This window comes from Vibrio sp. K4 (genome assembly GCF_051122595.1).
GTDB lineage: Bacteria > Pseudomonadota > Gammaproteobacteria > Enterobacterales > Vibrionaceae > Vibrio > Vibrio owensii.
The window spans coordinates 165,394-189,500 of sequence record NZ_CP178577.1; the positions used below are offsets into that span (position 1 = coordinate 165,394).

Here is a 24,107-nt window from a genome sequence, read left to right on the forward strand (position 1 = left end):
AAAGCCAACGTCCGCGTTGGCTTTTTTTACCTCTGAACTCAGCCATTTGGGTTCTTGTGACAAGAAGGTAGAAGATGAAACCTACAGCGCAAATTTTGACAGACATTCTAGCGGAAGTTCGCCCTTTAATTGGTCAAGGCAAAGTCGCCGACTACATTCCCGCATTGGCAAAAGTACCCAATACCAAACTGGGTATTGCGGTATACACCAATGAAGGTGAAGTGATTAAAGCGGGCGATGCAGAAGAGTCGTTTTCGATTCAGTCGATCTCAAAAGCGTTGAGCCTGACTCTGGCTATGTGTTTGTACAAGCAAGAAGAGATCTGGTGTCGTGTAGGTAAAGAGCCTTCTGGTCAGGCGTTTAACTCGATGATCCAGTTAGAGATGGAGCAGGGCATTCCACGTAACCCGTTTATTAACGCTGGTGCTATTGTGGTTGCTGATTTGCTACAAAGCCGTCTCTCTGCGCCTCGTCAGCGTCTATTGGAATTTGCTCGTCAGCTGTCTGGTGATACTCATATCGTGTACGACAAAGTGGTTGCCGCGTCTGAAATGATGCATGGTGACCGCAATGCTGCGATTGCGTACTTGATGCGTTCATTTGGTAACTTCGAGAACGAGGTTATCCCAGTGCTGCAAAACTACTTCCATGCTTGTGCGTTGAAGATGAGTTGTGTCGATCTGGCGAAGACCTTTAGCTACTTAGCCAATAAAGGCACGTCGGTACAAACGGGTAAGCTTGTCGTATCACCAACACAAACCAAGCAGTTGAATGCATTGCTAGCAACATGTGGTTTGTATGATGGTGCTGGTGAATTTGCTTACCGTGTTGGTATGCCGGGTAAGTCAGGTGTTGGTGGTGGCATCATCGCTGTCGTACCGGGTGAAATGACGATTGCTGTTTGGTCTCCAGAGCTTGATGCATCTGGTAACTCACTCGCTGGTACCAAAGCACTGGAGCTACTTGCTGAGCGTATTGGTCGTTCGATTTTTTAGAAGAAAGATGCGAGATGCGAGATGCGAGCACGGACTTCATCCTATAGAGCGCTTTGCTTCGAGAAAGGTTCTTACAATCAAAAGGGTTGACCCTAAAGCCAACCCTTCCATCATTTTTCTCGAATCTCGAATCTCGAATCTCGAATCTCGAATCTCGAATCTCGAATCTCGAATCTCGAATCTCGAATCTCGAATCTCGAATCTCGGCTCCCTTTCTTATTCCTCTTCCGCCATAAAGGCTTCAAGCAAATCATTCAGGAACAGCTTACCTTTCTCGGTAATTTGCCAGTGAGTCTCTGTTTCACTCAGGTAGCCCATCTCAAGCGCCCAATCGATAGTCTCTTGAATTGAGCTCAACGGCAGACCGGTTGTATCGATGTAGTCTTGTTTCGGGCAGGCTTCCATTAAGCGGAAACGGTTCATAAAGAACTCAAACGGACGATCTTCATCAGCCACAAGCTGTTCACTATCCAGATATGGCTTCACCATATTTTGGTATGCCATCAGATAGCCACGCGGGTGCTTGACCTTAGTGGTGCGAACGATGCGGCCATCTGCAAAGCTCAGCTTACCGTGTGAGCCGCAACCAATGCCAAGGTAGTCACCAAAGCGCCAATAGTTCAGGTTGTGCTGGCATTGATAGTCCGGCTTGCTGTAACCAGAAATCTCGTATTGAACATAACCCGCCGCTGCGAGTTTCTCATGTCCTTGTTCGAAGATATCCCACAAGTCATCGTCATCTGGCAGAGTCGGTGGCTTGTAGTAGAACATGGTATTTGGTTCGATGGTCAGCTGATACCAAGACAGGTGCGGTGGCGCCAACTCAATCGCTTTGTCCAAATCAGCCAAGGCTTGTTCGATGCTTTGATCTGGTAAGCCGTGCATGAGATCGAGGTTAAAGCTATTCAAGCCGATTTGGTGCGCCAGTTTAGCGGCATTGACGGCTTCGTCTTGACCGTGAATGCGCCCCAAACGCTCAAGCTTCTGTTGCTCAAAGCTTTGCACACCGATAGAGATGCGCGTTACACCAGCCTTGCGGTAGCCAACAAAACGCTCAGCTTCAATGGTGCCTGGGTTAGCTTCCATGGTGATTTCGATTTCAGGCTTGAACGGAATACGCGCTTCAATGCCCTTAAGTAGGCGCTCGATGCCTTCTGCCGAAATCAAACTCGGCGTACCACCACCAATGAAGATTGAATGCAGTGGACGTGGTGCTTCGTTAAGACGGTATTTCTCAATGTCGGTATCCAAGTCTTCAAGAAGGGCATTGATGTACTCTTCTTCTGGGATCTTGGCTTTAAGTGCGTGAGAGTTAAAGTCGCAATACGGGCACTTTTGTACACACCACGGGATGTGTACATACAAGCTCAGTGCTGGGGGCGTTAACATGGTCTAATTCGCTCGCGATTACTGAGACACTTGCTCAGACAGTTGAGCAAACAACGACTTGAGTGCTTTACCGCGGTGAGACAGTTGCTTCTTACGTGCTGGCTCAAGTTCGGCAGACGCGCAGTTGTCTTCAGGAACGAAGAAGACTGGGTCGTAGCCAAAGCCATTTTCACCGTGTGCTTCAGTGAGAATGCGACCTTCCCATTTACCGTGACAAACGATAGGGGTTGGATCGTTCTCGTGACGCATCAAAACCAATACGCAGTGGAAACGAGCGGTGCGCTCTGCTTCTGGTACGCCTTCCATTGCTTTAAGCAGCTTCTCTAGGTTCTCTTGGTCAGAGGCTTTTTCACCTGCATAACGCGCAGAGTAAATGCCCGGAGCGCCTTTCAAGAAATCGACTTCTAAGCCAGAGTCGTCCGCAATCGCAGGAAGACCCGTTTCTTGTGCGGCATGGCGAGCTTTGATGATCGCGTTTTCGATGAAAGTCGTGCCAGTTTCTGCTACTTCAGATACGTTGAATTCACTTTGCGCCAATACTTCAAAACCGAAGTCAGACAGCAGATCTGCCATCTCACGAACTTTGCCTTGGTTGCCTGTTGCTAGCACTATCTTTTTCATGGTCGTCTCTTTCTGTAGCGATAAAGGGAGAACGCAGTGTTCTCCCTGATTAAATTAGTTCTAGGGCTATGATGTTCTAAAAGCTTTTAGATCATCACAACCCAATTACTCTTCGACATAAAATTTCTGGGTGAATTTAAGCTTACCTGAGCCTTTGTTTCCAGCTTTAACGTCAATATCGAAGGTAAAAGTTTCTTCGTTAGTAATACCGAGCTCTGCTAGGTAGTAAATCGCATCGCCTTCTTTCACTTCACGGAAGGTGAGCTTTTGCGTTTGACCGATAAGGTTCTTCGCCTGACCACTGATTTTAGCTTCAACTGCCGGTTTACCAAGAGAGGCACCGTCGAGCACACTGATGTTCAGTACTGCATTGTAGCCATTACGCTTGATGTCGTAGCTACGGGCGATCTTGGGAGTTAAAAAGGTCGAGTTAAACGCAATGTAGTGGACCTCGATGTCTTTCATGGTTTTGAACTGACCTGCCATGCTTGGTAAAGACAATAGGCTGATCAGTAGGGCGGTAATCCATTTGCTCATTATCACTTCCTCGAATCGGGCGTTTTATTATTGGTACGAATTTCGTAAATAAAAAGCCATCAAATGATGGCTTTAATTTCTGTTGGTATTTGTACTGGGGATTCTATCCGAATTTGTTTATGACGTCCCAGTTCACCTTTTTCTATGTGAACCAAACCTTTAGCAACTTTAAATTGTTTGGCTAAAAACTTAGTTAGGTGTGCATTCGCTTTACCATCGACAGGCGGTGCGGTGATGGCAATTTTGAGCTCTTCACCATGCAAGCCGACGATCTTGTCGCGGCTTGCTTTTGGTTGGATGTAGAGCCGAAGCACCACATCCTCGCCGTCATGCCAAACTGCTTCTGACATTATAGTTGGTACCAGATAGGACCAATCATGTCGCCCATCAGGAAGTTAGCAAATTGCAGACCAATGAACAGCACTAGCACGCTCAAGTCGAAGCCGCCCATTGCAGGGATGATGCGACGGATTGGCGCTAGCATTGGCTCAGTTAGTTGATGGAATACGTACTCGATAGGGCTGCGACCTTGGCTAACCCAGCTTAGGATTGCACGGATCAGTAGTACCCAGAACAATAAGCCGCCAGCGGCCTTAATCAGAGACAATAAGCCTAGGAATAAGAAGTCCATGCTGAATGAGACAGACCCGCTAGAAGCGATCAGGATCAGTGCAACAAACTTAAGCACACAAAGTACGTAAGCGAACAGTACCGTTGCTAGGTCGATGCTGCCGATAGATGGGATCACGCGGCGCAGCGGTCCTACAACCGGTTGGGTTGCTTTGACGATGAACTGCGAGAATGGGTTGTAGAAATCTGCGCGAGCAGCTTGCAACCAAATACGCAAAATCACGACCATGATGTACAGGTCAAATAGGGTTGAGATGAGAAAACTCATTGAATTCATAAGGTACCCTTAACAAGTAAGTGAGTGACACAGAGTGGGTATCACTCAAGTCATTAAAACAGTTTTTCCATTTCTTCAGCACGAGCAATCGCAGCTTGCATTGCTTTTGCCACAATATCAGACAGTTGGTGCTCGTTGAACGTACGTAGCGCTTCTGCCGTTGTGCCACCTTTTGATGTCACGTTCTCGCGTAGCGTTGAAAGCTCAGTTTCTGGATTTTCCACTACCATGCTTGCTGCGCCAAGTGCAGCTTGCTGAACTAACGTGCGAGCAGTGTCTTTATCAAAGCCTTGAGCAATCGCTTCTGCTTGCATCGCTTCCATAAACAGGAAGAAGTAAGCCGGTGCGCTGCCTGCCGCTGCAATTACGTTATTGATGCCAGATTCTTGCTCAACCCAACATACCTTACCGCAGGCTTGCATTAGCTCTGCCGCGAAAGCTTTATCTTGTTCTTGCACATGTTCAGGCGCATAAAGTCCACTCATGCCCAAACCAAGTTGCGATGGTGTGTTTGGCATCACGCGAACCAAGTTGAGCTTAGTCGCTAGCATGTCATTCAAACGTGAACAGTTGATACCAGCCGCAATAGAGATAACCAGTTTATTGCTGAAGTCGATAGATTGCAGTGGTTTACACACTTCTTCCATCATTTGTGGCTTCACAGACAATACCACAACATCCGCTTCTGTCGCGGCTGCGATGTTATCGCTGGTGGTACGGATACCAAAGTCTTGCTCAAGAGGTTGGCGACGCGTCTCTGATGGGGCAGTCGCAATGATGCTCTGTGCAGGGTAGCCATTTGCTACAAGGCCAGAAACAATCGCTCGCACCATGTTTCCCGCGCCGATAAAGGCAATCTTTTTATGTTCCATATGTCTGATTTCCAAATATAAATTCTTACAATTTGTTGTGCGCTCAGGTGTATAATTGCGTCACTTTATTCTGGCTACCGAAAGAGACGGCAGTCAGACTCAAATTCACAGTGTCTAACAACGATTCGCTTTATTGCTGTTTGCTGTAGTCGCGCGCGCCAAAAATCGCTGTGCCGATGCGCACCATGGTACTACCTGCTTCGATTGCTGCATCCATGTCGCCGCTCATTCCCATAGATAGCGTATCGACATCAGGGTATTGCTGAGCTAGCTTTTGCTTTAGCGCTTCCAGTTGCTTAAATGCACGAAGTTGTGATTCGTAATCTGGCACGTTGGCAGGAATCGACATCAACCCTCTTAACGTGAGGTTTGGAAGGCGAGAAATCAACTCAGCTAGCTCGAATATTTCTGCATCGCTGACGCCTGATTTTGATTCTTCACCACTGGTGTTTACTTGAATCAGAACTTGCAGCGGTTTTAGTTCGCTAGGACGTTGGTCATTGAGGCGCTGAGCGATCTTAGCGCGATCAACGGTGTGAACCCAATCGAAATGTTCGGCAACAGGACGTGATTTATTGGATTGAATTGGACCAATGAAGTGCCATTCGATTCGATTATCTGGATAATGCTCGGCAAAGTGCTGAACTTTACTGACGCCCTCTTGGACGTAGTTCTCACCAAATGCCAGTTGGCCACCTTGGTAAGCTTCGAGAATTGCCTCGACAGGTTTAGTTTTGCTTACTGCTAGAAGTTGCACGGACTCTGGAGAACGACCGCATTTTTGTTCGTCGTGTCGAATTTGAGAGGTGATATGTTCAATGTTTTGTTGAATACTACTCATAGCTGTACTTTAGACTTAAGGATTTTAAATGGATATCACTGAGTTACTGGATTTTAGTGTAAAACATAATGCTTCGGATCTACATCTTTCTGCAGGTGTACCACCAATGGTTCGTATTGATGGTGATGTGAGAAAGCTGGGCATTCCAGCGTTTACACACCAAGAAGTGCACCGTTTGGTTTTTGAAATCATGAACGATGCGCAGCGCAGTGAGTTCGAAGAAAAACTCGAAGTCGATTTCTCATTTGAATTGCATAACGTTGGCCGTTTTCGTGTCAACGCTTTCAACCAATCTCGCGGTTGTGCGGCTGTGTTCCGTACCATCCCAAGCAGTATTCCAACACTGGAAGAGCTAGAAGCTCCAGAGATCTTCAGAAAAATCGCTAACGCCGAGAAAGGTCTGGTACTGGTTACTGGCCCAACGGGTTCTGGTAAATCGACGACCTTGGCAGCCATTGTTGACTACATTAACCGTAATCACAATAAGCACATCCTAACAATTGAAGATCCAATTGAATTTGTTCACAACAACAATAAGTGTCTGATCAACCAACGTGAAGTACACCGTGATACACACAGCTTCCAAAACGCGCTGCGTAGCGCATTGCGTGAAGACCCGGATGTGATTCTAGTAGGTGAGATGCGTGACAAAGAAACCATCAGTCTAGCGCTGACAGCGGCTGAAACCGGTCACCTTGTTTTCGGTACGTTGCACACGAGCTCTGCAGCGAAAACCATCGACCGTATTATCGATGTCTTCCCGGGGAGTGACAAAGACATGGTGCGCTCGATGTTGTCGGAATCGCTGCGTTCGGTTATCGCGCAAAAACTTTTGAAACGTAACGGCGGTGGTCGTATTGCGTGCCATGAAATCATGATGGCGACACCTGCGATCCGAAACCTTATCCGTGAAGATAAAGTCGCGCAGATGTACTCGATCATTCAGACCGGTGCGGCGCACGGCATGCAGACCATGGAACAAAATGCTCGTCAATTGATGGCGCAAGGCATGGTCTCGCGTGAAGAAGTGGACAAGAAAGTTGAAATTGAAGCGCAGCAATTCTCGTAACGAATCACACAGGTAATAGCGAATACGGACGATGGATCTGAATAAATTTCTTGAAGGCATGTTGGCGTTAAAAGCGTCGGATCTCTACATCACTGTTGGTGCGCCGATCTTGTTTCGTGTCGATGGCGAACTGCGCCCGCAAGGCGATAAGTTGACTGAAAATGATGTCGCTGTGTTACTTGATAGTGCGATGGATCCGGAGCGACGTCAGGAGTTTCGTAAAAGCCGTGAATCGAACTTTGCTATTGTCCGTGATTGCGGTCGTTTCCGTGTCAGTGCCTTCTTCCAACGTGAATTGCCTGGCGCGGTGATTCGTCGTATCGAGACCAATATTCCTACTTTTGAAGAACTTAAACTTCCTTTGGTTCTGCAAGATCTTGCGATTGCAAAGCGTGGTTTGGTGCTGGTGGTTGGTGCAACAGGTTCTGGTAAATCAACGACTATGGCCGCGATGACTGGCTACCGTAACAGCAATAAAACGGGGCATATTCTTACGGTAGAAGACCCAATTGAGTTTGTGCACGAGCATAAGCGTTGTATCGTGACCCAGCGTGAAGTGGGCTTGGATACCGACAGCTATGAAGTGGCGTTGAAGAACTCATTACGTCAAGCACCAGACATGATTTTGATTGGTGAGATTCGTAGCCGAGAAACGATGGAATACGCAATGACCTTTGCTGAGACGGGTCACTTGTGTATGGCGACACTGCACGCCAACAATGCAAACCAAGCGCTTGAGCGTATTCTGCACTTGGTGCCGAAAGACCAGAAAGATCAGTTCCTGTTTGATCTATCGATGAACTTAAAAGGCGTGGTAGGTCAGCAGTTGATCCGTGATAAGAACGGTCAAGGTCGTCATGGTGTGTTTGAGATCTTGTTAAACAGTCCACGCGTTTCGGATCTGATCCGCCGTGGCGATCTGCATGAGTTGAAAACCACCATGGCACGTTCGAATGAATTTGGGATGCTGACCTTTGACCAGTCACTCTACAAGCTAGTGATGCAAGGTAAGATCAGTGAAGAAGATGCATTGCACAGTGCTGATTCCGCTAACGATCTGCGTTTGATGTTGAAGACGCAGCGCGGTGAAGGCTTCTCTACAGGCACGCTGGCGAACGTTAAGATCGATATGGATTAATCCATTCCAGAAACGAAAAAGGTTGGCAGAAGCCAACCTTTTTTAATTGTGTTAATTGAGCTGGAAGCGTCTACTCACCCCAAAGGCTTTCAAACCAGCTTTCAAGAATCACGACCGCTGATTGGCAGTCGATATTGCCTTTCGATAGCGCTTTGTAGCCACCCATACTGAATAGCTCTGAGCGTGCTTCGGCTGTCGATAGGCGTTCATCATGCAATTCAACGGGTAAGCCGTAGCGACCTTGAAGACGATTAGCGAACTTCTTCGCTCGTGGCGTGATGGTTTCTAGGGCTTTACCGTGCAAATCGGTAGGCAAGCCAACGACCAATAAATCCGGTTGCCACTCTTTAATTTGCTTCTCTATATCATCCCAGTTTGGAATGCCGTCATTCGCTTTGAACGCTTTGAGCGGGGAAGCGGTTCCTGTGATTTCTTGTCCGATGGCGCTACCAATGCTCTTGGTACCGAAATCGAAAGCCATAATAGTGCGTGACATAAGGTGTCTCGAATCTAAATCAATAAAAATAGGTTGTCGCGGGAGAGCGCGCTAAGCGTGTCCAGCATCGGAAGATAACTGGCTTGGATCGATGCCCAATTTCTCAACGGCTTTTTTCCAACGGTCGATGATAGGTGTCTCAAAGATGATCTCTGGCGTCGCCTCAATGGTCAACCAAGAGTTCTCTACTAGCTCAGCTTCTAACTGTCCTGCACTCCAACCGGAGTAACCCAGCGCCACGAGGTAATCACTTGGTTCCGCTTCAGTACCGAGTACCGACAAGATGTCTTTAGACGTGGTAACCGTGAGCTCATCAGTCATTTGAATGCTTGATTCGTAGTAGTCTTTTGGTTTGTGCAGGATGAACCCGCGATCTTCAGAAACAGGTCCACCATTGTAGACAGGTCTATCTAAACTTGCTTCGAACAATCTAGGGTGCACGGGTTGCACTTCGACTTGCTTGAGCATGTTACCAACCGTGATATCGACGGGTGCATTGATCATTAACCCCATCGCGCCCTCTTCGTTGTGTTCACAGACGTAGATAACGCTATTCTGGAAGTAGGGATCTTTCATTCCCGGCATCGCAACTAAGAAATGGTTTGTGAGGTTCATTCTCATCTCGACCTTATAAGGCTATTAGAAACACTTAAGCAAACACCATGCTTGCAACCCTAGGGTATGTGCATGAGTTTGCTTAAGTTAATGCACAACGCTCTCTATTAACTGTAATACAGTTTGAGTTATTCGCCTTTTACGCGGCGCTCAATTGCGTCCATTAGCTTGCCAGTGATGGAAATATCAAAAGCTGCTTCGATTTCGCGAATACAAGTTGGGCTCGTTACGTTGATTTCTGTTAGCTTGTCGCCAATCACGTCAAGGCCAACAAAGATAAGCCCTTTTTCTTTCAGTGTTGGTGCGACTGCTTGAGCGATCTTCATATCAGTTTCGCTCAGTGGACGAGCTTCACCCGTGCCGCCTGCCGCTAGGTTACCGCGCGTTTCGCCTTTTGCAGGGATACGAGCAAGGCAGTAAGGCATTGGCTCACCGTCAACCACTAGGATACGCTTATCACCGTTGCTGATGTCTGGCACGAAGGTTTGCGCCATTGCGTAGTTCTGGCCATGGTTTGTTAGTGTCTCGATGATTACCGATACGTTTGGATCGTTCTCTTTCACGCGGAAGATAGATGCGCCGCCCATACCATCAAGTGGCTTTAGGATTACATCACCGTGTTCTTCACGGAAGGCTTTAATCTTCTCTGCTTTACGCGTCACGATGGTGGTTGGTGTTAGCTCTGGGAACCAAGCGGTGAACAGTTTTTCGTTACAGTCGCGTAGGCTTTGTGGCTTGTTCACGATCAGTGCGCCTTGCTCTTCAGCACGCTCAAGGATGTAAGTTGCGTAGATGTACTCAGTGTCGAACGGAGGATCTTTACGCATTAGCACGGCATCAAGCTCAGACAGTTCGATAGTTTGCTCAGATTTGAATTCGTACCAGCCCGTTGGATCTTCTTTAAGCTCAACTACTTTGGTGTCTGCGATCGCTTTACCTTGGTCTAGGTGCAGATCGTTCATTTCCATGTAGTGGATTTCGTAGCCGCGGCGTTGCGCTTCAAGCATCATGGCAAAGCTAGAGTCTTTCTTGATGTTAATGGACGAGATTGGGTCCATTACAATACCGAGTTTGATCATTATTTTTCTCCGTTTTAACCAAGATCGCCGAAACGAACTTGTAAGGCTGTAATTGCTGTCAGAGCCGCAGTTTCGGTGCGCAGAACGCGAGGGCCGAGTAGCGTCTCTTCAAATTGGTATTCGCGAGTCATGTCGATTTCGTCAGAAGATAGACCGCCTTCAGGGCCAATCAATAGACGAACTTTTTCAACCGGTGTTGGCAGGGTGTTGATCGAGTATTTCGCTCGTGGATGTAGGTTAAGCTTCAAGCCATCGTATTCTTCCTGACACCACTCTTCTAAGCTCATGATAGGGCGAATTTCAGGTACTACATTACGGCCACATTGCTCACAAGCACTGACCGCGATTTTTTGCCACTGAGCGAGTTTCTTCTCGAAACGTTTTTGATCCAGTTTTACGCCACAACGTTCAGAGATAAGCGGTGTAATCGTATTTACGCCAAGCTCTACGGATTTTTGGATGGTGAATTCCATCTTGTCGCCACGAGAAATCACCTGACCAAGGTGAAGGTCCAGTGGTGATTCAATGCTGCTTTCTACGCGTTCAGAGATCTCAACCATCACATTCTTTTTGCTGACTTCGCTGATGACCGCTGGGAATTCTGCGCCGCTGCCGTCAAAGAGCAGGACTTCTTGACCTTCTTTCATGCGAAGTACACGACCAATATGGCCAGCTGCATCGTCGCTAAGAGCAATAACGCCAAGTTGTTGAATGGTTTCTGGATGATAAATTCGAGGGATACGCATTGTGTTTCGATTTCCTGCATACGCGAGTGTTTAGACACTAACATGGATGCTTTCCACCGAAAAAACAAGGGGCAAGAGGCGTTTCCATTACAGTAAATGACAACGCCTCGAATAGCGGAGGTGTACTGCGGTAATTGCGGGAAGAATTACAGCGCGCGACAAGCCTCTTGAACGAATGGGTTGTGGTTGCCTTGAATCTTCGCAATGCGTTTATCACGCTCGCATTCCCACTTGTCTACAGGGTAGGTTTTGTTCCAAGCACTCATCAATTGAGTTTGCTGCTTCGAAAGTTTAAAACCGTACTCTTTGCTCATGTACAAGTAAGTTCGAGCAATCGAACCACGTGCGCGATCGGGCGGCATTACTTTACGTTGCTTAAAGTTCACTTGCATTTCACAACGGCCGTAGCTGACGCCATCCATGCCATTCCACTGACTGAAGTTGTAGTTAGAGCGGTCACCGTTTACCTCTCCGATAGCTGGAGTTAGGTTGTGGAGATCGGCTTCCATAGATTTGAAGACTTTGTCGTTTCTTGTGCAGTTTTTACGTCCACCATTTTGCCAACACTGACGCTGGTGGCCGAACTGCCATGCAGGAACCACGTGCTCCCATTCGATGCGTGATGCGCGTTTTTCTTGCTTACGAACTTGATAGCCACAAGAAGAGAGATCCGGCACGCCCTTTTTGCCTTGCCATTTAATGTCACAACCACAGTAGAAGCTGGTTGGGTGATCGGCGTAGATTTTTACCGCTTCGCGCTTGGCCGCGGAAAAAGAGCTTGGAGGTGCAGCAATCGCTGCACTAGAAAGTGCAAGCAGGAATAAAGAGAAAAGATATTTCATGATTAAAGTCTTTATAAAGTATGACCTTATTCATTCTAACACGCACAAATTAGCTTTAGTGATGAGTAAACCAACAATAACAGGCAAAAAGAGACACTTTGAGAGCGAATGTCTCTCTTTCTGGAATAGAAAAGTAGGAAATTTGTACTGTTAGGAGAGCTGAATTCCCGTGAAGTTCAGAGGTTGGCGGCACTTTTGGCATGAGTATACCGCTTCTTTACGCTGCACCTTGTTGTGACGACGAATTGAAAGTGGGTAGGTCATGCAACCACATCGGTATTCAAAGGTTTTACCTTGAACAGAGGCCACGTCAAAGCTGTGAGTGGTTTTAGCTGGTACTTTGAATACCGCCTCCATAACACCTTGCCATTCTTTCCCGTGTGGGCGAACGCGACCGTAAACTTGGTAGGTAATCAAGTGGGCGACTTCGTGAGGAATAACCTCTTGGATAAACGCTTGTGGATTTTCGTTGAACAGTTTTGGGTTTAAACGGACTTCATTCAATTGCAAATACGCTTTACCCGCAGCTTTGCCACGTACATTGAAAGTCAGAGAAGGAATAGGAAAAGAACGCTTGAAAGCTTGCTCTGCCATCGCGATGCAATCTGCCATCACTTGCTTGGCTTTGTAGCTCAGTTCTATATCCACGATTCACCCCATTTACTCAATAAAAAAGCCCCCGCGTTTGCGAGGGCCGGATCATAACATCTGTTTTCTAAGGCGTGTGTTTTTTCTTAATCGTTGCATGGTAAGCATGCCATGTACCGTACCCGAGGATTGGCATGGTGAAGAGCATACCAATACCGTAAGTCGCAAAGCCGATTAAGATACCGCCACAAATAATCGCAGCCCAAACAATCATCGCTGGGATGTTGGACTTCACTGCGTTAAAGCTGGTGAATACTGCGGTCATCATATCGACACGGCGCTCCATCATCAGCGGTATTGAGAAAGCAGAAATGCTGAACACTACGCACGCCAAGACAAAACCGACGATCGAGCCAATAACCAAGAAAGGCAAGAACTCAGTCAGCGGCGCGCCTTGTACAGAAGGGTATAGTGCATGGAGCAGGGCAGCAATTCGCATCCAGAAAATCATACATACCGCGAGCATCACAGCAAATGCCCACTGAGAGCTGGAGTTTCGTCCGATGGCTTTCATTGAATGGAACAAACTTGGTTTGTGTCCGCGTTCTCTCTCCCAACTCGCATCATATAATCCGAGCGCTAAGAAAGGGCCGATTAACATGTAAACAATCAGGCTTGGCATCACGACAAGATGCGTGCCTTGCCACTGAACCAGAAGCACGATACCAATCGCAGCAGCCATAAAGCAGATGCCGTAAAAGGCACTGATGAGCGGCATGCGTACAAAGTCATGCAGACCTAACGCGAGCCAATGGAACGGTGCCGATATACTAACGGTATTACACGGAATGGTTCTGGCGTATTCATTATCTGGAACTTCCTTTCGTTTACCCTGGAAGTCAGATGGGTTCACGGTACGAGGCATAACTCCTCCTTGATTTATTCCCACGGTGGCACCTAGGCCATATAAAGATGTTTGGCTGACGTTTTTCATGACTTTTTTAGCCACGTGAGCCTGCATCATAGTTCTTTACGTTATATACATCGAAAAGTGCATTTAACATTATGTTAACTATTGGCGGAGATGGGGCAATTTACAAATAATTGCTGAATTTTTGTTCAGGGAAAAAGTGAGAAGGCAGAGAAGGGGGGCAGAAACAAAAAGCCCCCGCCAGAGGCGAGGGCTTTATCGATTCTTGTGTGGCTCGATTACTTGATGCCAGCGAAATCGCGTAGGATAGCTGCTTTATCTGTAGCTTCCCATGGGAACTCTTCGCGACCGAAGTGACCGTATGCTGCTGTCTGCTTGTAGATAGGTTGAAGCAGGTTAAGCATTTCTTGTAGGCCGTATGGACGTAGGTCGAAGTTTTGACGAACCGCTTCAATGATGATTTCGTGTGATACTTTCTCAGTACCGAACGTTTCAACCATGATAGACGTTGGATCAGCAACACCGATAGCGTATGAAAGTTGGATTTCACAACGGTCAGCCATGCCAGCTGCTACGATGTTTTTCGCTACGTAACGTGCTGCGTAAGCCGCGCTGCGGTCTACTTTCGATGGATCTTTACCAGAGAATGCACCACCACCGTGACGAGCTGCGCCGCCGTATGTATCTACGATGATTTTACGACCAGTTAGACCACAGTCACCCATTGGACCACCGATAACGAAACGACCGGTTGGGTTGATGAAGAAGTTAGTGTCTTTAGTGATCCACTCTGAAGGTAGTACTGGCTTGATGATCTCTTCCATTACTGCTTCACGTAGATCAGGTGTTGTTACTGAATCACAGTGCTGAGTTGAAAGAACAACAGCATCGATACCAACAATCTTACCTTGGTCGTATTGGAACGTTACCTGAGATTTCGCATCTGGGCGAAGGAAGTCTAGTTTACCGCTCTTACGAACTTCAGCTTGTTTCTTAACAAGTAGGTGAGAGTAAGTAATTGGAGCTGGCATTAGAATGTCAGTTTCGTTCGTTGCGTAACCAAACATGATGCCTTGGTCGCCAGCGCCTTGCTCTTTAGGGTCCGCTTTATCAACGCCTTGGTTGATGTCTGGAGACTGCTTACCGATGGTGTTTAGAACCGCACACGAGTTCGCATCAAAGCCCATGTCTGAGTGAACGTAGCCGATTTCACGAACTGTTTCACGAGTGATTTCTTCGATATCAACCCATGCAGAAGTCGTTACTTCACCACCAACCATAACCATGCCAGTTTTAACGTAAGTTTCACAAGCCACGCGTGCTTTTGGGTCTTGCTCAAGAATTGCATCAAGAACTGCGTCAGAGATTTGGTCTGCGATTTTATCTGGATGACCTTCTGATACCGACTCAGAAGTGAACAGGTGCTTAGCCATGATAGCTCCAATCTTAAGGTTTACTCATGGCTAACTAACGCAAGCTTGCCACGAAAAATACAATACAGTTTGTAGGTGTTTCTACATCTAGACGTCTATTTTAATTTCCCACAGTCGAATTACAAGCTCTTTTTCGATTTGAATTCGTCTAGCTTATTACCCAATCGTTTGCTTTTGACGGGGTGAATTTTTCATAAATTGCCCATTAACTGCGAAAAGATTGAGTTAAAACCTCAAAAATGGTGAGTAAAACGTTTGCAGTCAGATTTTGGCTCTGAGAGAATATTGCCCGCACTTTTGTACTTGGTTCACTCAGTGAAAGTGCCCACATTCCTTTATCAATTCGCTTAATGCACTCAGGAGCAGACATGTCTTCTCGTAAACATCTGGCAAATGCAATCCGCGCTCTTAGCATGGATGGTGTTCAACAAGCTAACTCTGGCCACCCAGGCGCACCTATGGGTATGGCTGATATCGCTGAAGTTCTTTGGCGTTCTCACCTAAACCACAACCCAGCTAACCCAGAGTGGGCTGACCGCGACCGTTTCGTACTGTCTAACGGCCACGGCTCTATGCTGATTTACTCTCTACTGCACCTGAGCGGTTACGAGCTGTCTATCGACGATCTTAAGAACTTCCGTCAGCTTCACTCTAAGACTCCTGGTCATCCAGAGTACGGCTACGCACCTGGTATCGAGACAACAACGGGTCCTCTAGGTCAAGGCATCACTAACGCTGTTGGTATGGCAATGGCTGAGAAAGCACTAGCGGCTCAGTTCAACAAAGAAGGCCACGACATCGTTGACCACTTCACTTACGTGTTCATGGGCGATGGCTGTCTAATGGAAGGTATCTCGCACGAGGCTTGTTCTCTTGCTGGTACACTAGGCCTTGGCAAACTGATCGCATTCTGGGATGACAACGGCATCTCTATCGATGGTCACGTTGAAGGTTGGTTCTCTGACGACACGCCTAAGCGTTTTGAATCTTACGGCTGGCACGTAATCCCTGCTGTAGATGGTCACGACTCTGAAGCGATCAACGCAGCAATCGAAGCGGCAAAAGCAGATCCACGCCCTACGCTTATCTGTACTAAAACGATTATCGGTTTTGGTTCTCCAAACAAATCAGGTTCTCACGACTGTCACGGTGCACCACTAGGTGCGGAAGAAATCGCAGCAGCACGTGAATTCCTAGGTTGGGAACACCCAGCATTTGAAATCCCTGCAGACGTATACGCTGAGTGGGATGCGAAAGCGGCAGGCACCGAGAAAGAAGCGGCTTGGAACGCGAAGTTCGAAGCGTACGCAGCAGCTTACCCAGCAGAAGCAGCAGAGCTTAAGCGTCGTCTAAACGGTGAACTTCCTGCACAGTGGGAAGAGAAGACAAGCCAAATCATTGCTGACCTTCAAGCTAACCCAGCAAACATCGCATCACGTAAAGCATCTCAAAACGCACTAGAAGCGTTTGGTCAAATGCTTCCAGAATTCATGGGCGGCTCTGCTGACCTAGCGCCTTCTAACCTAACCATGTGGTCTGGTTCTAAGTCTCTAGAAGCGAATGACTTCTCTGGTAACTACATCCACTACGGTGTACGTGAATTCGGTATGACTGCGATCATGAACGGTATCGCACTACACGGTGGTTTCGTTCCTTACGGCGCAACATTCCTAATGTTCATGGAATACGCACGTAACGCTATGCGTATGGCTGCTCTGATGAAAGTTCAGAACATCCAAGTTTACACGCACGACTCTATCGGTCTTGGCGAAGATGGCCCAACTCACCAACCAGTTGAGCAAATGGCATCTCTACGCCTGACTCCAAACATGAGCACATGGCGTCCATGTGACCAAGTTGAGTCTGCAGTAGCATGGAAACTAGCGATTGAACGTAAAGATGGCCCATCGGCACTTATCTTCTCTCGTCAAAACCTAGCGCAACAAGAACGTACTGCTGAGCAAGTAGCGGACATCGCGAAAGGTGCTTACATCTTGAAAGACAGCGATGGCAAGCCTGAGCTAATCCTAATCGCGACAGGTTCTGAAGTTGAACTAGCAGTGAAAGCAGCTGAGCAACTAACGGCTGAAGGTAAGAAAGTACGCGTTGTTTCAATGCCATCAACAGATGCATTCGACAAGCAAGACGCAGCTTACCGTGAATCAGTACTGCCATCAGACGTAACAGCTCGTATTGCTGTAGAAGCGGGCATTGCTGACTTCTGGTACAAGTACGTTGGCTTCGACGGTCGCATCATCGGTATGACAACATTCGGTGAATCTGCGCCAGCTGACCAACTGTTCGAAATGTTTGGTTTCACTGTAGAAAACGTAGTGAACACAGCAAAAGAACTGCTAGCGTAAGCTTTCGAAGATAAAAGAAAAACCGAGCGTTAATGCTCGGTTTTTTTGTGCCTACTCAAATTCTTTTCCCCAGTTATCCTTCTCTTTGTGTCCACATTCCTTACAGGTGACATAGCGATCCATATCGTAATAGTGACCGCCGTTCAGCAGGGTATGAGCCCAAAGCTTTAACGTTCCAAGAATTGATTTATCCGTATCATAACGACTTGGTTTACGGACCAGCACTTCAGAGTGTGGTGTTTCTCTATTGCATCGCTTGCAAAAGTGAGCAGCGGGAAAACCTGACATACGCATTTCCTTTGGTGGTCAAACAAGGAGCTAAAGTGCCAAGCGAAACACGTAACGTCAGAACTCAATATATTGGTGATATGAATATTCCGGGAAGTGAAAAGATAGTTTACCGCGAGTGAGATCACTTACTTAATGCGCTCAGCCTCCGTATCAGGTACTATCTGTGACACGAATTTTTGGTGAGGCGAAGGATAAATGCTAAAAGTTGCGATCAATGGATTTGGACGTATCGGTCGTAATGTACTGCGAGCAGTATATGAGAGCGGTAAGCATCAGCAGATAAAAGTTGTGGCGGTTAATGAACTCGCGCAACCCGAAGCGATGGCACATCTTCTTCAATATGACACCAGTCATGGCCGCTTCGGAAAGAAAATCTCGCACGACCAAGAACACCTCTATGTTCACCACGACAGTGGCGAATTCGATCCCATTAGAATCCTTCACCTAGCTGAAATTGAACTCTTGCCATGGCGTGACTTAGAAGTCGACATCGTGCTCGATTGTACTGGTGTTTTCGGCTCACAAGCTGATGGCCAAGCTCATATTGAAGCTGGCGCGCAAAAAGTTCTGTTTTCACACCCTGGCGCAAGCGATCTCGATAACACCATTATCTACGGCGTGAACCACGAAACCCTCAAAGGTGAACACCGCGTGGTGTCCAATGGTTCATGTACCACCAACTGTATCGTTCCTATCATCAAAGTATTAGATGAGGCCTTTGGCATTGAGTCTGGCACTATCACCACGATTCACTCTTCAATGAACGATCAGCAAGTTATCGACGCTTACCACAATGATTTACGCCGTACGCGTGCGGCTAGTCAATCCATCATTCCAGTCGATACTAAGTTGCATAAGGGTATTGAAAGAATCTTCCCGAAATTTTCCAACAAATTCGAAGCAATTTCGGTCCGTGTTCCGACAGTTAACGTCACTGCGATGGATTTAAGTGTCACAATTAGTACAAATGTGAAAGTTAATGACGTAAATCAAACCATTGTTAACGCATCTCAGTGTACATTACGTGACATTGTTGACTATACTGAATCGCCGCTCGTTTCCATCGACTTTAACCACGATCCCCATAGTGCAATTGTGGATGGAACTCAGACAAGAGTGAGTAACGGGCAACTCGTTAAAATGCTCGTTTGGTGCGATAACGAATGGGGCTTTGCTAACCGGATGCTGGATACCGCCTTAGCAATGCAAGCTTCTTCACAAGTGGAGCAATAATGGTGAAGAAGCGATGGAGAAATTTTTTATTTTAAGCCTTGAAATAAATCTGACGTATCTCCATATCAGTAACCAGTTTGAAGAATTAACGGGCTTGGCAGGATTGCCGAGTTTTTAAAAACTTTAATTATTTAATATTTGAGAGGACACATCATGTCTGTAATCAAGATGACTGACCTGGATCTTGCAGGTAAACGTGTATTTATCCGTGCTGACCTAAACGTGCCAGTAAAAGACGGTAAAGTAACTTCAGATGCACGTATCATCGCATCTCTTCCAACTATCAAGCACTGTCTAGAAGCAGGCGCTAAAGTTATGGTTACTTCTCACCTAGGTCGCCCAACTGAAGGTGAATACGCTGAAGAGTTCTCTCTACAACCAGTAGTTAACTACCTAAACGACGCACTAGACTGCGAAGTTAAACTAGCGAAAGACTACCTAAACGGTCTAGAACTAAACGCTGGTGAACTAGTTGTTCTAGAAAACGTTCGCTTCAACAAAGGCGAGAAGAAAAACGAAGAAGAACTGTCTAAGCAATACGCTTCTCTATGTGACATCTTCGTAATGGACGCATTCGGTACAGCTCACCGTGCACAAGCATCTACTCACGGTGTTGGTATGCACGCAGACGTAGCATGTGCGGGTCCTCTACTAGCGAACGAACTAGAAGCTCTAGGTAAAGCAATGGACAAGCCAGCTCGTCCAATGGTTGCTATCGTAGGTGGTTCAAAAGTTTCTACTAAGCTAACTGTTCTTGAGTCTCTATCTAAAATCGCTGACCAACTAGTTGTTGGTGGTGGTATTGCTAACACATTCATCGCAGCTGCTGGCCACAACGTTGGTAAGTCTCTATACGAAGCAGACCTAGTTGAAACAGCTAAGAAGCTAATGGACGAGTGTGCAATTCCAGTAGCAACTGACGTTGCATGTGCGAAAGCATTCGACGAGAACGCAGAAGCTGAAATCAAGCACGTTTCTGAAGTACAAGACGACGACATGATCTTCGACCTTGGTCCAGATTCAACTGCTGAACTAGCAGAAATCCTTAAGAACGCTAAGACTATCCTATGGAACGGTCCAGTAGGCGTATTCGAATTCAAGAACTTCGAAGCAGGTACTAAAGGTATCTCTGAAGCTATCGCAGCTTCTGAAGGTTTCTCTGTTGCAGGTGGTGGTGACACGCTAGCAGCTATCGACAAGTTCGGTATCAAAGCTGACGTATCTTACATCTCTACTGGCGGCGGCGCTTTCCTTGAGTTTGTAGAAGGTAAAGTACTTCCAGCAGTTGAAATGCTAGAAGCACGCGCTAAGTAATAATCGCAAAGCGGGGGAGTCATCTCCCGCTTTCTTGTTTGCTGCAACGAGAGTGGAACTCTGCTAGAATAGCCTCAGTTGTGAGCAAACGTTTGCAAGATTTTTCAATTTAACAAGTTTTGTTTAAAAAACGACAGATAAATAGGATTACATCCATGTCTAAGATCTTCGACTTCGTAAAACCAGGTGTTATCTCTGGCGATGACGTTCAGAAAGTATTTGAAGTAGCAAAAGAAAACAAATTTGCTCTTCCTGCAGTAAACGTTGTTGGTACTGATTCTGTAAACGCAGTACTAGAAGCAGCTGCAAAAGTTAAAGCTCCAGTTGTTGTTCAGTTCTCTAACGGCGGTGCTGGTTTCTTCGCTGGTAAAGGCGTGAAACTTGAAGGTCAAGGTGCTCAAATCCTTGGTGCTGTAGCTGGTGCTAAATACGTTCACACTGTAGCTGAAGCTTACGGTGTGCCAGTAATCCTACACACTGACCACGCTGCTAAGAAACTTCTTCCATGGATCGACGGTCTACTAGACGCTGGTGAAGAGTTCTTCGCTCAAACTGGTAAACCTCTATTCTCTTCTCACATGCTAGACCTTTCTGAAGAGTCTCTAGAAGAAAACATCGAAACATGTGCTAAGTACCTAGAGCGCATGGCTAAGATGAACATGACAATCGAGATCGAACTTGGTTGTACTGGTGGTGAAGAAGATGGCGTTGATAACTCTCACATGGACGCATCTGAGCTATACACTTCTCCAGAAGACGTTGCTTACGCATACGAGAAACTAAGCGCTGTTTCACACCGCTTCACTATCGCAGCTTCTTTCGGTAACGTACACGGCGTTTACAAGCCAGGTAACGTTGTTCTAACTCCAACTATCCTACGTGACTCTCAAGCATACTGTGCAGAGAAGTTCGGTATCGCACCAAACGCTCTAAACTTCGTATTCCACGGTGGTTCTGGTTCTACTGAAGCAGAAATCCAAGAGTCTATCGGCTACGGTGTTATCAAAATGAACATCGATACTGATACACAGTGGGCTACATGGGACGGTATCCGTGCATACGAAGCGGAAAACCGCGATTACCTACAAGGTCAAATCGGTAACCCAACTGGCGAAGACGCTCCAAACAAGAAGTACTACGATCCACGCGTATGGCTACGTGCTGGTCAAGCTTCAATGGTAGCTCGTCTAGAGAAAGCATTTGCTGACCTAAACGCAGTAGACGTACTATAATTCGTCTCAACTGAGTTTCTAAAAACCCGCTCTTAGAGCGGGTTTTTTTATGTCTAAACAATGAGACAACCCAGAATCTCCTTCCTGTAGCAATTGATAACTAAATCAACTGCTATATGATCACCGCACTTCATATCCCTTCTGTTTTTGGCGCAAATTTCGAAACTCAGCGCATTTCCGCACCAAGTGGCATAAAACCAAGTAAAAAGTGTGGCGAAATGTAAATCCATTGCGTACTCTGTAACATGCCAGTATCAGAAAAATCTGATAAAGCTTTGTTTTGTAGGTCTTTGCTAAACTCTGACTTTGCAAAATTTCAGTTTTGAGATATTGTGCCAAAAATCTGACACTGTTCAGGAAAACAATAGGGATGTTGTTGTGAATAAGAACCTATAAAAAACAAGGTTCATAAATTAACGGCAATTAGATTTAATATCTTTATTTTGAGGATACGAATTATGGCAGGTGAATCGATGGGTATCGATACCTCTTTAACGGATGGTTTGAGCAAAGCTGAAACATGGCTAAATAACAACTCAGATCTTCTTATTCAGTACGGTGTGAACATCATTTCTGCACTGCTGATCCTATTTATCGGTAACATTATCGTTAAAACGGTAGCAAACAGCGTTTCAAAAGTGCTTGAAAAGAAAAAGATGGACAAAGCTGTTGTTGAATTCGTCAATGGTTTAGTTCGTTACCTTCTATTTGTTATCGTACTTATCGCGGCACTAGGCCGTGTAGGTGTTCAAACTGCATCTGTAGTTGCGGTAATCGGTGCGGCAGGTCTTGCTGTTGGTCTTGCTCTACAAGGCTCACTATCTAACTTTGCAGCGGGCGTACTAATTGTTGCATTCCGTCCATTCAAGTCTGGTGACTACGTAGAAATCGGCGGTGTAGCAGGTAGTGTTGAAGCAATTCAAATCTTCCAAACTGTACTAAAAACACCTGACAACAAAATGGTTGTTGTACCGAACTCATCAGTTATCGGCGGCGCAATTACGAACTACTCTCGCCACGCTACGCGTCGTGTAGACCTAGTTATCGGTGTTTCTTACAGCGCTGACCTTAAACAAACTAAGCAAGTTATCCGTGACGTGCTAGAAAAAGATGAGCGTATCCTTAAAGATCCAGCAATCCAAATTGGTGTACTGGCTCTAGCAGATTCTTCAGTAAACTTCGTGGTTCGTCCATGGTGTAAAACTGCTGATTACTGGGACGTTTACTTCGATTCTACTCAAGCAATCAAAGAAGCGTTGGATGAAGCAGGCATCGAAATTCCATTCCCACAAATGGATGTTCACTTGAACAAAGTAGAAGCTTAATCCCTTCGATTGAGAACATGAAAAAGCGAGGCAATGGCCTCGCTTTTTTTATATTCCAATGTTCTAAAGTTCTAACAGAGTGTTACTGCCAGCAAGGAGCAGGCGTTTAAGCTCGCTACCTGCAAAGCCAAAGGTTAACTCGGGTAAACCTGGTGTATAGAGCAACTCATCATGTTGGTAGAGTGCTGTATCAACGATAATGGTGACATGCTCAGGTAAGCCAATAGGACAAACTGCGCCGGGCACACAGCCTAGCTGCTCAATCATTTCATCGTCATTGCAAATTGAAGGTCGTTTACCAGTGATGGCTTTGATTTGCTTTGAGTCTAGACGCGAGTCCTTGTCGGTTAGGTATACTGCATAACCTTGCCCTTTCAGCTTGAGAAAAAGACTCTTAGTATGCGTGCCTGTCCAACCGAGTTGTGCGGCGACTTTGACGTCGGTTTCGAAGTCGAGAATGGCTTCGTGTTGCCATTCTCTAAAGGGGATGGAGAGCGCATTGAATCGCTCTCGGTTGATTTGATGGATTTTTTCCAGTGACTCCATGTCGTGTTTCTTTCCTATTTGTCTTTACCAGTATTTGGTGACTAACTCATTCGCAAGTACAAAAGCGATAGTAAACATCATAGCGGCAACCGCAATATCAATGCCTTTCTTCACTTTCGGTTTTGAGAGCGTCGGACCTAATTTCGCAGCACCTAATGAGAGTGTGTAGAACCACACAAATGAAGCCATGATGGTGCCCATAGCAAATGCGATGCGATCGTTGCCTTCGAATTGACCGCCAATTGAACCCAAGATTACTACGGTATCTAAGTAAAGATGTGGGTTCAACACTGTGACGGCAAGTGCGCCAAGAATCACGGTACGACGGCCTCGAGCGACGACTTCCCCTTTCGATTCAGAGGCGTTTGCTGGCTTGAATGCGCTTTTTAGTGACAGTAAACCGTAAACACTTAAGAAGGCAATACCACCTAAAGTGACTGAGGTAAGCAGGATTTCATTTTGCGATAGGATCGCACCACCACCAAAGATACCAAGCGATATGAAGATCATATCTAGGATGCTACAGATGGTCGCGGTCGTCAGGTGATGTTGACGCTTAATACCTTGGTTAAGGACGTACGCATTCTGCGCACCGATTGGAATGATCATCGTCGCACCTAAACCGAATCCTTGTAATAACACCCAAAAGCTCACAACACACCTCAAAAATTAGCAATAGAACAACAGAGGAATGGAAGATAAAG

The 24,107-nt window shown here is 46.4% G+C and carries 26 protein-coding genes; 8 read left to right on the forward strand and 18 right to left on the reverse strand.

Going from position 1 to position 24,107, the window contains the following annotated elements:
* Nucleotides 1-74 precede the first annotated feature (74 nt).
* A complete protein-coding gene (gene glsB, locus ACLIIY_RS00830; protein WP_270051770.1) occupies nt 75-995 on the forward strand; it encodes a glutaminase B in 921 nt (306 codons plus the stop codon).
* Between the two features lie 216 nt (nt 996-1,211).
* Here the strand turns inward: glsB and hemW are convergent, their stop codons facing one another.
* The 7 genes from hemW to ACLIIY_RS00865 all read right to left on the reverse strand — a co-directional run bounded on the left by hemW (nt 1,212) and on the right by ACLIIY_RS00865 (nt 6,162).
* Nucleotides 1,212-2,384 carry a radical SAM family heme chaperone HemW gene (gene hemW / locus ACLIIY_RS00835; RefSeq protein ID WP_434527996.1) on the reverse strand — a complete coding sequence of 391 codons (1,173 nt, stop codon included), beginning with the start codon at nt 2,382-2,384 and terminating at the stop codon, nt 1,212-1,214.
* 18 nt (nt 2,385-2,402) lie between these two features.
* Nucleotides 2,403-3,005, reverse strand: a complete 603-nt coding sequence (locus tag ACLIIY_RS00840; protein ID WP_009697579.1) for an XTP/dITP diphosphatase — start codon at nt 3,003-3,005, stop codon at nt 2,403-2,405.
* A 105-nt stretch (nt 3,006-3,110) separates the two neighbouring features.
* Nucleotides 3,111-3,542 (reverse strand): DUF4426 domain-containing protein, encoded by a 432-nt coding sequence (locus ACLIIY_RS00845; protein ID WP_199460983.1) that lies wholly within the window; start codon nt 3,540-3,542, stop codon nt 3,111-3,113.
* 59 nt (nt 3,543-3,601) lie between these two features.
* Nucleotides 3,602-3,892, reverse strand: coding sequence for a DUF167 family protein YggU (gene yggU, locus ACLIIY_RS00850; protein WP_005425805.1), 291 nt, complete (start codon nt 3,890-3,892; stop codon nt 3,602-3,604).
* Nucleotides 3,892-4,449, reverse strand: coding sequence for a YggT family protein (locus tag ACLIIY_RS00855; RefSeq protein ID WP_005425806.1), 558 nt, complete (start codon nt 4,447-4,449; stop codon nt 3,892-3,894). Before ACLIIY_RS00855 ends, yggU begins: the two co-directional genes overlap by 1 nt.
* Before the next feature lie 53 nt (nt 4,450-4,502).
* The gene (proC, locus tag ACLIIY_RS00860; RefSeq protein WP_434527997.1) at nt 4,503-5,321 is read right to left on the reverse strand and encodes a pyrroline-5-carboxylate reductase; all 819 of its coding nucleotides are present in this window, start codon (nt 5,319-5,321) and stop codon (nt 4,503-4,505) included.
* A gap of 130 nt (nt 5,322-5,451) precedes the next feature.
* On the reverse strand, nt 5,452-6,162 hold the full coding sequence (locus ACLIIY_RS00865; RefSeq protein ID WP_005436513.1) for a YggS family pyridoxal phosphate-dependent enzyme: 711 nt from the start codon (nt 6,160-6,162) through the stop codon (nt 5,452-5,454).
* Nucleotides 6,163-6,190: 28 nt separating this feature from the next.
* Here ACLIIY_RS00865 and ACLIIY_RS00870 point away from each other — a divergent pair, with 28 nt between their 5' ends.
* Together ACLIIY_RS00870 and ACLIIY_RS00875 are read left to right on the forward strand one after the other, a co-directional pair.
* Nucleotides 6,191-7,231 (forward strand): type IV pilus twitching motility protein PilT, encoded by a 1,041-nt coding sequence (locus ACLIIY_RS00870; protein WP_005436511.1) that lies wholly within the window; start codon nt 6,191-6,193, stop codon nt 7,229-7,231.
* A 31-nt stretch (nt 7,232-7,262) separates the two neighbouring features.
* A complete protein-coding gene (locus tag ACLIIY_RS00875; RefSeq protein ID WP_005436509.1) occupies nt 7,263-8,369 on the forward strand; it encodes a PilT/PilU family type 4a pilus ATPase in 1,107 nt (368 codons plus the stop codon).
* A gap of 70 nt (nt 8,370-8,439) precedes the next feature.
* Here the strand turns inward: ACLIIY_RS00875 and ruvX are convergent, their stop codons facing one another.
* The 8 genes from ruvX to metK all read right to left on the reverse strand — a co-directional run bounded on the left by ruvX (nt 8,440) and on the right by metK (nt 15,099).
* Nucleotides 8,440-8,865, reverse strand: a complete 426-nt coding sequence (gene ruvX / locus ACLIIY_RS00880) for a Holliday junction resolvase RuvX (RefSeq protein WP_005436506.1) — start codon at nt 8,863-8,865, stop codon at nt 8,440-8,442.
* A gap of 51 nt (nt 8,866-8,916) precedes the next feature.
* The gene (locus tag ACLIIY_RS00885; protein ID WP_005436504.1) at nt 8,917-9,480 is read right to left on the reverse strand and encodes a YqgE/AlgH family protein; all 564 of its coding nucleotides are present in this window, start codon (nt 9,478-9,480) and stop codon (nt 8,917-8,919) included.
* A gap of 128 nt (nt 9,481-9,608) precedes the next feature.
* Entirely contained in the window at nt 9,609-10,559 is a 951-nt protein-coding gene (gene gshB, locus ACLIIY_RS00890) for a glutathione synthase (RefSeq protein WP_005449741.1), read from the reverse strand.
* Nucleotides 10,560-10,573: 14 nt separating this feature from the next.
* Nucleotides 10,574-11,305, reverse strand: coding sequence for a 16S rRNA (uracil(1498)-N(3))-methyltransferase (rsmE, locus tag ACLIIY_RS00895; protein ID WP_039985539.1), 732 nt, complete (start codon nt 11,303-11,305; stop codon nt 10,574-10,576).
* A 146-nt stretch (nt 11,306-11,451) separates the two neighbouring features.
* On the reverse strand, nt 11,452-12,147 hold the full coding sequence (gene endA / locus ACLIIY_RS00900) for a deoxyribonuclease I (RefSeq protein WP_434527998.1): 696 nt from the start codon (nt 12,145-12,147) through the stop codon (nt 11,452-11,454).
* 150 nt (nt 12,148-12,297) lie between these two features.
* Nucleotides 12,298-12,795 (reverse strand): SprT family zinc-dependent metalloprotease, encoded by a 498-nt coding sequence (locus ACLIIY_RS00905; protein ID WP_434527999.1) that lies wholly within the window; start codon nt 12,793-12,795, stop codon nt 12,298-12,300.
* 67 nt (nt 12,796-12,862) lie between these two features.
* Nucleotides 12,863-13,660 (reverse strand): DUF2189 domain-containing protein, encoded by a 798-nt coding sequence (locus tag ACLIIY_RS00910; RefSeq protein ID WP_020197217.1) that lies wholly within the window; start codon nt 13,658-13,660, stop codon nt 12,863-12,865.
* A gap of 284 nt (nt 13,661-13,944) precedes the next feature.
* Nucleotides 13,945-15,099: a methionine adenosyltransferase gene (gene metK / locus ACLIIY_RS00915; RefSeq protein WP_078608169.1), complete on the reverse strand. Its 1,155-nt coding sequence runs from the start codon at nt 15,097-15,099 to the stop codon at nt 13,945-13,947.
* Between the two features lie 368 nt (nt 15,100-15,467).
* Here metK and tkt point away from each other — a divergent pair, with 368 nt between their 5' ends.
* Nucleotides 15,468-17,462 carry a transketolase gene (gene tkt, locus ACLIIY_RS00920; RefSeq protein WP_045480184.1) on the forward strand — a complete coding sequence of 665 codons (1,995 nt, stop codon included), beginning with the start codon at nt 15,468-15,470 and terminating at the stop codon, nt 17,460-17,462.
* Nucleotides 17,463-17,513: 51 nt separating this feature from the next.
* On the opposite strand, the gene ACLIIY_RS00925 is transcribed toward tkt, so the two are convergent.
* Nucleotides 17,514-17,750 (reverse strand): hypothetical protein, encoded by a 237-nt coding sequence (locus ACLIIY_RS00925; protein WP_005534899.1) that lies wholly within the window; start codon nt 17,748-17,750, stop codon nt 17,514-17,516.
* Nucleotides 17,751-17,948: 198 nt separating this feature from the next.
* Here ACLIIY_RS00925 and epd point away from each other — a divergent pair, with 198 nt between their 5' ends.
* The 4 genes from epd to mscS all read left to right on the forward strand — a co-directional run bounded on the left by epd (nt 17,949) and on the right by mscS (nt 22,857).
* Complete coding sequence (gene epd / locus ACLIIY_RS00930; protein ID WP_434528000.1) at nt 17,949-18,986, forward strand: erythrose-4-phosphate dehydrogenase; 1,038 nt, start codon at nt 17,949-17,951, stop codon at nt 18,984-18,986.
* A 153-nt stretch (nt 18,987-19,139) separates the two neighbouring features.
* On the forward strand, nt 19,140-20,300 hold the full coding sequence (locus ACLIIY_RS00935) for a phosphoglycerate kinase (RefSeq protein ID WP_005436484.1): 1,161 nt from the start codon (nt 19,140-19,142) through the stop codon (nt 20,298-20,300).
* A gap of 155 nt (nt 20,301-20,455) precedes the next feature.
* Nucleotides 20,456-21,532 carry a class II fructose-bisphosphate aldolase gene (gene fbaA / locus ACLIIY_RS00940; RefSeq protein ID WP_331419597.1) on the forward strand — a complete coding sequence of 359 codons (1,077 nt, stop codon included), beginning with the start codon at nt 20,456-20,458 and terminating at the stop codon, nt 21,530-21,532.
* A 458-nt stretch (nt 21,533-21,990) separates the two neighbouring features.
* Nucleotides 21,991-22,857 (forward strand): small-conductance mechanosensitive channel MscS, encoded by an 867-nt coding sequence (mscS, locus tag ACLIIY_RS00945; RefSeq protein ID WP_434528001.1) that lies wholly within the window; start codon nt 21,991-21,993, stop codon nt 22,855-22,857.
* A gap of 63 nt (nt 22,858-22,920) precedes the next feature.
* On the opposite strand, the gene ACLIIY_RS00950 is transcribed toward mscS, so the two are convergent.
* Complete coding sequence (locus ACLIIY_RS00950) at nt 22,921-23,403, reverse strand: YbaK/EbsC family protein (RefSeq protein WP_434528002.1); 483 nt, start codon at nt 23,401-23,403, stop codon at nt 22,921-22,923.
* A gap of 24 nt (nt 23,404-23,427) precedes the next feature.
* Nucleotides 23,428-24,057: a LysE/ArgO family amino acid transporter gene (locus tag ACLIIY_RS00955; protein WP_005436477.1), complete on the reverse strand. Its 630-nt coding sequence runs from the start codon at nt 24,055-24,057 to the stop codon at nt 23,428-23,430.
* Between the last annotated feature and the right edge of the window lie 50 nt (nt 24,058-24,107).